Below are 8,562 nucleotides of genomic sequence, written 5' to 3' on the forward strand. Positions count from 1 at the left end.
TGGTTAGAGTACTGCCTTGACATGGCAGGGGTCGGCAGTTCGAGTCTGCCTAGACCCACCAAATTCCAATAATCGCACTCTCTTTTAGAGAATCCCAATCGCGATTATTCGGGCGATTAGCTCAGTTGGGAGAGCACCTCCCTTACAAGGAGGGGGTCACTGGTTCGAGCCCGGTATCGCCCACCACTTTCGTAAGAAGCAAAAAGCCTGCTCATTGAGCAGGCTTTTTTGCATTCTTCCTCCCGGAATCAAGCCCTTCAAATTCAATTTCCTCTCGCTTTACAATTCAAAATCACGATGCAGTTGTCGTGCCGTAGCGATAAATCTCAAGGCCTGTTCTATGCTCATTGATGTGACTGTACATGAGACGAACAACCCAAATGAGAGACGATTAAATGATCATTCCTCGTTCCATCAAGCACAAAATTTCACTGGCCATTGCCACAATCATCATTGTTGTTGCTACCGTTCAGTTCCAGCGGCAAGATCAACAATTGACATCCTACACTCAGGATTCAGTCAATCGATACGTCGATTCTGTCGGTATTGCCAGCGCCAAGGGCATTCAAAACTGGATTCAACCTCGCCTAGACATCATTCGAAGTGCCAAGGAAATGGACTTAAATGTTAAAGATGAGCCTCTTTTTCCTTACCTGAATCAAGCCCTACTGTCAGGTGGCTTTCAGTCTGTCTATATCGGAACAGGCTCTGGTGAGATGATTCGTTTCAATGGCAAGCCGTCGAGTGAAGGCTACGACCCAAGGAAACGCCCTTGGTATATCGAAGCCAATTCAAGCCCTTCCCCAGTGATCACCGCCCCGTACAAAGATTCTGTAACCGGTGAGCTGGTCGTGACTATTGCCCAGCAGTACTCTCGACGTTCCGGTGAAAACGCCGTGATTGCTGGCGACATAAAGATCAAACAGCTCATTGAATACATCAACAGTATTAGTAGCCAAAATACACAGGCGATACTCCTAGACAACAAAGCAACCTTACTTGCCAGTGCTGACCCTTCAATGTCGCTTAAGCCAGCAAGTGAACTGTCGTCTCAACTGACTTCTGAAGCCCTACCCGTTCTTGCTGCAAATCCAATTGTCAGCGAGCTAACACTGGGCAACATTCCCTATCTATTCAACATTACCGCTATTGAAGGTACGCCTTGGTATCTCGCAGTCGCTATCAACAAGGACCACGCTTTCCATACCGTGGTCGCCAATCGAACAGATTCATTCATTTTTTCGCTCATTCAAGTGTTATTGGTAACAGGAATAACCATTTTTCTTGTCAGTAAATTACTTCAACCATTGTCCCAAATCATGCGTGCTATGAAGAAACTCGCCAATGGCGATCTCACCGCGCGTGTTGACGTAAACACTAAGGATGAAATCAGCGTTATCGCCAAAGGCATCAATGACGTTGCTCAGAACTTACAGGACATCGTTGGCGGCATTTCTGAAGCGACGTCTAAAATTTCTTCAGAAGTTAAAGAAGTAAAAACAAAAACCATCGAAAACCATGATGTTCTGTCCCACCACAGCGAAGTGACTCAGCTTGTTGTTTCTCGCGTTGAGAAAATGAGTACGACAGTCCATACCGTGGCAGAAAGCGCTTCTGACGCTTTGAGCTGCACTCAAAAAACGCAACAGCAAACTGCAGACTCCAAACAGCAAGTCAGCCAATCTGTTACGGGGATTAATGCACTACTGAGTGAAATCACACTGATGGAAAGTGACATTCAAGCCATGAGTGAAAACTCAGAGAAAATTGCCTCTGTTTTAACCGTCATCGGCGAGATTGCCGACCAAACTAACTTACTCGCATTAAACGCAGCCATTGAAGCTGCTCGTGCAGGTGAGCAAGGACGGGGCTTTGCTGTGGTTGCAGATGAAGTTCGCGCACTTGCAAGTCGCACCCAACAAAGCACCTCTGAAATTAATGAAATGCTTCAAAAGTTGAATGAAGGGACGGTGAACGCCGTTCGCGCTATCGATAACACTAAGAAGAGTTGCTTACAAAATGTTGAGCAAACCAAAATGGTTGATACCAATCTCGATATCATGAGCGCGTCAGTAGAAGAAATTAACGTGTTGAACAGTAACATCACCGACGTAACACGCACTCAAAGCCAAGCATCAGAAGAAATTAGTGAAAGCATTCGAACCATTCGAGAAATGGTCGAGAAACTCAATGTAAGTGGTGAAGCCACTCTCAGCAATGTGCAGCAACTTTCTTCTTCTAATCAGCAACTCACCTCGGCTATTGCTAAGTTCAATATCTAGCGTGTGCTGCACCAGAAAGTGAAAAGCTTTAGAGAGAAAGGTCTCAGCCTGAGAGAAATGGCAGAAGCGACCGGCTACAGCCGATCGCAGGTTTGTAGGATTTTAGCTAGCTGATTATTGGACAGAAACGGCTTAGAGATAGCGATCTAAACCGATGAGTTCGGATAATCTAGATTTGAGCAAAGAAAGGCTCAGATGTGTCTACTGAGTCGGTGGCTATTCAGATATCAATTGGCAAACAGTCGCACAGCGCGCAGAGTTAACTGAAAGTCAGTTACTATCAAGGCTAAATCTATGGTTACCAAAAGCGGCAGCAACTGGCCAAATTATGTTAGACGCTAAGGTATAAGCTGTTAATTCCAGTTCACATAATTTGCCAAAATCTTGAGATTTTTGCGCTTCAGAAACTACGTAATTCTTACTGGGTGAAAACGAGGCTTCGAAAGAAACAATCAATCACTTACTGTGTAAAAATCAAAACCATTACGTAGAAATACGGAGACATTTCGCCACCAGCGTCCCCGCTCTTGCGCTGCTACGTGCGAAGTAACACGGCTATTTTGTTAACAAGATGTTTCGCATTCTTGGGGTCGAACACAACGATCAAAAGGATGTGAATCATGGTCACTGTTACCTCAACTGCGAAAAAAGTGCTGCTCATGCTCGGCACGATCACACTGCTCACCACGGCGAGTTTTTCTTCTTATGCTGCCGACAAGGTTTACCGCTTAAAGCTTGCAGAAACATGGGGACCCAACTTCCCCATTTTCGGTGATGCCACCAAGAACATGGCGGTAATGGCAGAGAAAATGTCGAACGGCCGCCTTCAAATTCGTATCGACTCATCAAACAAGCACAAAGCACCGTTTGGTGTGTTTGATATGGTAAAAGCAGGTCAGTACGACATGGGGCATTCCGCCTCTTACTACTGGAAAGGCAAAGTCCCGAACACCTTGTATTTCACCACGATGCCGTTCGGCATGGTCGCCTCTGAACAATACGCATGGTTCTACCACGGTGGCGGCATGGAACTGATGGAAGAGGTCTACTCCCCACACAATTTGCTGTCATTCCCTGGTGGTAACACTGGCGTGCAAATGGGCGGTTGGTTTCAAAAAGAGATCAACGGCGTTGACGATCTGAACGGCCTGAAAATGCGCATTCCCGGCTTTGCGGGCGAAGTGCTCGCCAAGCTAGGCGCAAGCCCAACCAACATTGCGCCGGGCGAGCTTTACACCGCATTAGAGCGCCGCACGATTGATGCTCTTGAGTGGGTTGGCCCTGGCCTTGATTTGCGCATGGGTTTCCACAAAGTTGCCCCCCTTTACTACACAGGTTGGCATGAACCAGCAACGGAATTGCAGTTCCTGTTCAACAAACGTAGCTGGGACAGACTGCCAGAAGATCTACAAGAAATCCTGCGTGTTGCCATGCGTACCGCCTCTTACGACATGTATATCCAAAACGCCCATGCCAGTGCAGAAGCGTGGGAAACCATGTTGAATGAGTACCCAGATATCCAAGTGAAGCAGTTCCCAGAATCTGTGCTTACTGCCATGAAAACTGCCAACGATGCCTTGCTCGCTGAACACGCAGCAAACGACGCACAAGCCAAGAAAATTCTCGATTCACAAGCGGAATACCTCAATAAAGCCCGCCGCTGGACCACGATTTCAGACAAGGCATACCTCAACAGTCAGCAGACCGCTGAGTAGCCTTTTGCGCCGAGCAATTGTTCGGCGCCTTTTTCGTTTTGCTTGAACAGGATGTCTTATGCAAAGCCTGATAGTTCTGGAACGGCTCATAAACCGCATCGCCGACGCGCTCGGTTGGATAGCCAGCTCCTTATTTCTTTTATTGATGCTCAATGTGTTTTACAACGTGGTGATGCGTTACGCCTTCGACAGCGTGTCCATCGCACTGCAAGAAATGGAATGGCATTTATTTTCTGCCGTCTTTTTATTGGGTGTGCCTTACGCCGTGAAAGCGGGCGGACACGTGCGCATTGATGTGCTGTATGAACGCTGGAGTGAAAAAACGCAGGCACTGGTCGACCTGCTCGGTTGTGTCCTTTTCCTGATGCCGTTTGCGGTTCTCATCGTTTATTTCGGTATCGACTTCGCCAATGAATCTTTACAACTTGGCGAAAGCAGCGGTGACCCCGGTGGTTTGCCGCATCGCTGGATCATCAAAGCCATGATCCCGCTTTCCTTCTTCTTTATCGCCGTCACCGGGTTGGGGTTAATCCTTAACGCCCTCTCGCGTCTTCTTCGCCCAGCCGTATCAGGGAGTCTCCAATGATTGGCATTATCATGTTTGTTGTCGCCCTGTTTGCCTTGCTGATCGGCTTTCCTGTTGCCTTTACCTTCGGTGGCATTGCGTTGCTGTTCGGTGTATGGGCAGAAGGTCTCGATATCTTCGCGTTCATGCCGTTTCGGACCATGAGCATCATGCAAAACACCGTGCTCATGGCGGTGCCGCTGTTTGTATTTATGGGCCTCGTGCTACAAAAAACACGCCTTGCGGAGCAATTGCTTGAAGCCATGGCGCGCTTGTTTGGTGGCGTGCGCGGTGGGCTCGCCATTTCGACCGTGTTGGTCGGTAGCCTGCTCGCGGCATCAACCGGCGTGGTGGGTGCATCTGTCGTGGCAATGGGCTTAATTTCATTGCCTGTTATGCTCAAGTACCAATACGACAAAGGCCTCGCCTGCGGCACCATATGTGCGTCCGGCACCTTGGGGCAGATCATTCCTCCGTCTATCGTGCTCATCCTGCTTGGCGATGTGCTCGGCATTCCCGTCGGCGATTTGTTCCAAGCAGCCGTTTGGCCAGGCTTAATGCTGGTTGGGGCGTACATTCTCTACATCCTCTATTTCGCCTTTCGCCACCCTGAAGCCGCGCAAGCCATGGAGCCCATTGAAGGCCAATCACGCAAAGAAGAAATCATCGAAGCCTTGAAAGCGGTCATTCCGCCGCTGGCACTGATCATCGTGGTGCTTGGCTCAATTTTCGCGGGCATTGCGACGCCGACAGAGTCTGCTGCTTTGGGTGGTATTGGCGCGATTCTTCTGTCGCTGATCTATCGCCAGTTCTCTTGGAAGCTGCTGTATGACAGCGCCTTTGAAACCGTCAAAGTCACCGCCATGGTGTTCGGTATTTTGCTGGGTGCGACCGCCTTTTCCATGGCGTTCACCTACACGGGCGGCGACTATTTGGTTGAAGAATGGATGCTGGCGCTGCCGGGTGAAAAATGGGGATTTTTGATCATCACCATGCTCGTGATTTTGCTGTTGGGCTTCTTTATCGACTTCGTTGAAATCTGTTTCATCATTGTGCCGATCCTTGCCCCTGTGGCGGAGATGATGGGCATCAACATGACGTGGTTTGCGATTTTGATTGCGATGAACTTACAGTCTTCCTTCTTAACGCCGCCGTTCGGGTTCAGCTTGTTCTACCTCAAAGGCTGTGCCCCTGATGGGATAACAACCCGGGACATTTACCGCGGTGTCATGCCCTTTATCTTTATCCAAGTGGCGGTGCTTGCCAGCATTTTGCTCTTGCCAGAACTGTATGGATTTTGATGTTGGAGACGAGCTAAACCCTTCGCGAGTATCGCCTATGGCTTGACGAATATTGGTAATTCTTGCAACAGTTTGTGGCGGCTTTATACAAGGCAGAGGCTTCGATGTGTAGCAGGCCTACATGAGAAGCCGATAACGCAGTAGAAAGTCGCCACAAACGCTACAAAAAGGGTTCTACACTGAGGGGAGTCATGGTGGTCACGCAGGGAGAGCAGTGGATGACACTCAAACTTAAAATCATTTTACTGACGGTGATCCCGCTGATTGTCATCAGTTACATGATTGGCTGGATCACCATTCAGCAAGCGGAGTCATTGGGAGTGAAAGAGGTTTCCACCTTTCGCGCCAGCATGCTCTCCTCCCGTGAGCAATCGATCAAAGATTACGTGAACCTCGCGACACAAAGCATCAAGCACATTTACGATAACGCCGATGCGAATGACGCGGAGGCTAAACTCCAGGTGCTAGAGATCTTGCGCGAGATGCGTTACAGCGATGACGGCTACTTCTTTGTTTACGATGAAAACGGCTACAACCTTGTTCACCCCATCATGCCGGAGCTTGAAGGCCAAAATCTGATAGGCCTTCAAGATTCAAACGGGGATTTTCTAATCCAAAATCTGATTGCCTCCGCCAAAGCAGGTGGCGGTTTTCATGAGTACCTTTGGCACAAACCGTCTACCGATGAAATCGTGCCCAAGCTCAGCTATTCCGTGTGGTTGTCGAAATGGAAATGGATGGTCGGTTCCGGCTTGTACATTGAAGACATTGGTCATCAAATTGAAGAGGTGAAAACCTCGGTACAAACCAGCATCAACACGACATATCTCGCCATCATTGTGGTGCTCATTACTTCCGTGGTGATCATGATCGTAATAGCGTTGGCGGTGAACCTGCACGAACACCGCATTGCCGATATGAGGCTAAGGGAACTCGCCTACCGCACTGTCATGATGCAAGAAGACGAGAAAAAGCACCTCTCACGAGAACTGCACGATGGCATTAATCAGCTATTGGTGTCCGCCAAATGCCATTTAGAATTACTCGCCAAAAGCGTGCTCTATCGAAACGAGGAAAGCGAACTGACCCATCTTCAAAAGAGTGAACGCTCGTTAGTCATGGCCATCAGTGAAGTACGCAGAATGTCTCGTACCCTTCGCCCGACCACGCTCGATGACATCGGTTTGACCGCCGCGTTAGAAAGCCTTGCCGCTGACTTCGCGTCTGCCACCAACATTCAAGTCGAACCTCACCTCGCCCCCATTGATGCCACCCTGCCCCCGGATGTGGTCACCACCTTGTATCGCGTGGTGCAAGAATCCTTGGTGAACGTTGAAAAACACAGCGGTAGCTCTCTCGTTGAGCTTGAAGTCACCCAGCTTGGTGAGCGCCTTCAACTCATTATTCGAGACAACGGCATCGGCTTTAAAGTGTCAGACGCACTAAAAGGGCGCGGCATTGGTTTACGCAACATGCGAGAGCGCATTGAGTTCATTGGGGGTGATCTGGAAATCAGTTCTAGCACCGCAAACGGCACCGAAATCATGGTGTTGTTAGACTTATCAGCAATCACCAAAGAGGTGTAATCAGAAACGTTACAGGATCTGGGCGTTCAATGACTTACAGGAGTAGACAGGCCATGAGCCAAGGCACGGACGACATTCGCGTATTACTGGTTGACGATCACCGCGTCGTCATCGAAGGCTTTATCGCAAGGCTGGAAAGCGAACCGGGCATTGCTGTCGTCGGCACTGCCAGCAATGGCGTTGAAGCCCTGGAACAAGCCAAAGTGCTTGACCCTGACGTTGTGCTCATGGACATCACTATGCCGATCCTCAACGGCTTAGAAGCCACTGCCTTGTTCAAGCAAGAACACCCCAACACCAAAATCCTCATGCTCACCATGCACGATAACCGCGAATACATTTTGGAAGTGATGCAGTGCGGTGCGTCCGGCTACATTCTGAAAGATGTCTCGGCAGAAGAGATGGTCAAAGCCATTGAAACCGTGCATTCTGGCGCAAGCTACTTCTGCCAATCCGCCAGCAAAGCGCTATTCAACGCACCAGATAAAAACCCTGTAAAAACCACCACAAAATCTGTTCTCAGCCGCCGCGAAATCACCGTACTTTTGCTCGTCACCCAAGGAAAAAGCAGTAAACAGATCGCCCAAGAACTCGACATCAGCGTCAGAACCGTCGAAACCCACCGCCAAAACATCAAACATAAACTCGACATTACCTCGACAGCCGAAATGATCACCTATGCTGTGCAAGCAGGGCTGATTGGCGCAGCTAAATAATAGATTAAAGCGCAATACCCAATAGCAACAACGTGTCCGGTGGCATTCTGATTGCTTTTGGTATTGTTATTGTTGAACGAAGCCGCTATGCGGCAGAATAACACCACACCGTCTACGTTTCTCCCAACCCTGCCAATCCGGCAGCGGACAGGAGAGAAACACCATGAACCGTCAACAACAGCAGCGCTTCGATGCGCTTTATCAACAGCACCTCAATAACTTAACCCTTCAAGGCAAACGACCCGTCACCATTATGCCTGAGACGTGGGTGGTCGATTGTCGGGCGGTGGGTCGTGGTTTATCTGCGCTGAAATACCTCTCTCGCTACTTGTATCGCGGGGGATTACCCGATAAAGATATTATCGATATCAGTGACCATCAGGTGACCTTCCGTTAC

The 8,562-nt window shown here is 49.1% G+C and carries 8 protein-coding genes and 1 tRNA gene; all 9 read left to right on the forward strand.

Annotated elements, in window-relative coordinates; translation table 11 throughout:
• Positions 1-110: 110 nt before the first annotated feature.
• Positions 111-186, forward strand: a tRNA-Val gene (locus ACED36_RS21855).
• A gap of 209 nt (positions 187-395) precedes the next feature.
• Positions 396-2,282 carry a methyl-accepting chemotaxis protein gene (locus ACED36_RS21860; RefSeq protein WP_371733807.1) on the forward strand — a complete coding sequence of 629 codons (1,887 nt, stop codon included), beginning with the start codon at positions 396-398 and terminating at the stop codon, positions 2,280-2,282.
• Between the two features lie 18 nt (positions 2,283-2,300).
• Positions 2,301-2,396, forward strand: coding sequence for a helix-turn-helix domain-containing protein (locus tag ACED36_RS21865; protein ID WP_347230839.1), 96 nt, complete (start codon positions 2,301-2,303; stop codon positions 2,394-2,396).
• A 545-nt stretch (positions 2,397-2,941) separates the two neighbouring features.
• Positions 2,942-3,997, forward strand: coding sequence for a TRAP transporter substrate-binding protein (locus ACED36_RS21870; RefSeq protein WP_371733810.1), 1,056 nt, complete (start codon positions 2,942-2,944; stop codon positions 3,995-3,997).
• A gap of 58 nt (positions 3,998-4,055) precedes the next feature.
• On the forward strand, positions 4,056-4,583 hold the full coding sequence (locus tag ACED36_RS21875) for a TRAP transporter small permease subunit (RefSeq protein WP_017007125.1): 528 nt from the start codon (positions 4,056-4,058) through the stop codon (positions 4,581-4,583).
• The gene (locus ACED36_RS21880) at positions 4,580-5,863 is read left to right on the forward strand and encodes a TRAP transporter large permease subunit (protein ID WP_371733808.1); all 1,284 of its coding nucleotides are present in this window, start codon (positions 4,580-4,582) and stop codon (positions 5,861-5,863) included. Before ACED36_RS21875 ends, ACED36_RS21880 begins: the two co-directional genes overlap by 4 nt.
• A 218-nt stretch (positions 5,864-6,081) precedes the next feature.
• Entirely contained in the window at positions 6,082-7,449 is a 1,368-nt protein-coding gene (locus tag ACED36_RS21885; protein ID WP_017002966.1) for a cache domain-containing protein, read from the forward strand.
• A gap of 53 nt (positions 7,450-7,502) precedes the next feature.
• A complete protein-coding gene (locus tag ACED36_RS21890; protein ID WP_017002967.1) occupies positions 7,503-8,165 on the forward strand; it encodes a response regulator transcription factor in 663 nt (220 codons plus the stop codon).
• Between the two features lie 163 nt (positions 8,166-8,328).
• A partial coding sequence (locus ACED36_RS21895; RefSeq protein ID WP_371733809.1) for a transposase occupies positions 8,329-8,562 on the forward strand: 234 nt, incomplete at its 3' end.

Origin of the sequence: Enterovibrio sp. FF113, assembly GCF_041439165.1 — a bacterium.
GTDB classification, from domain to species: domain Bacteria; phylum Pseudomonadota; class Gammaproteobacteria; order Enterobacterales; family Vibrionaceae; genus Enterovibrio; species Enterovibrio norvegicus_A.

Bases quoted from the DNA above. Each gene is read 5' to 3' on its own strand.
- ACED36_RS21860 (WP_371733807.1), top strand. From the start codon at position 396: ATGATCATTCCTCGTTCCATCAAGCACAAAATTTCACTGGCCATTGCC.
- ACED36_RS21870 (WP_371733810.1), top strand. From the start codon at position 2,942: ATGCTCGGCACGATCACACTGCTCACCACGGCGAGTTTTTCTTCTTAT.
- ACED36_RS21875 (WP_017007125.1), top strand. From the start codon at position 4,056: ATGCAAAGCCTGATAGTTCTGGAACGGCTCATAAACCGCATCGCCGAC.
- ACED36_RS21880 (WP_371733808.1), top strand. From the start codon at position 4,580: ATGATTGGCATTATCATGTTTGTTGTCGCCCTGTTTGCCTTGCTGATC.
- ACED36_RS21885 (WP_017002966.1), top strand. From the start codon at position 6,082: ATGACACTCAAACTTAAAATCATTTTACTGACGGTGATCCCGCTGATT.
- ACED36_RS21890 (WP_017002967.1), top strand. From the start codon at position 7,503: ATGAGCCAAGGCACGGACGACATTCGCGTATTACTGGTTGACGATCAC.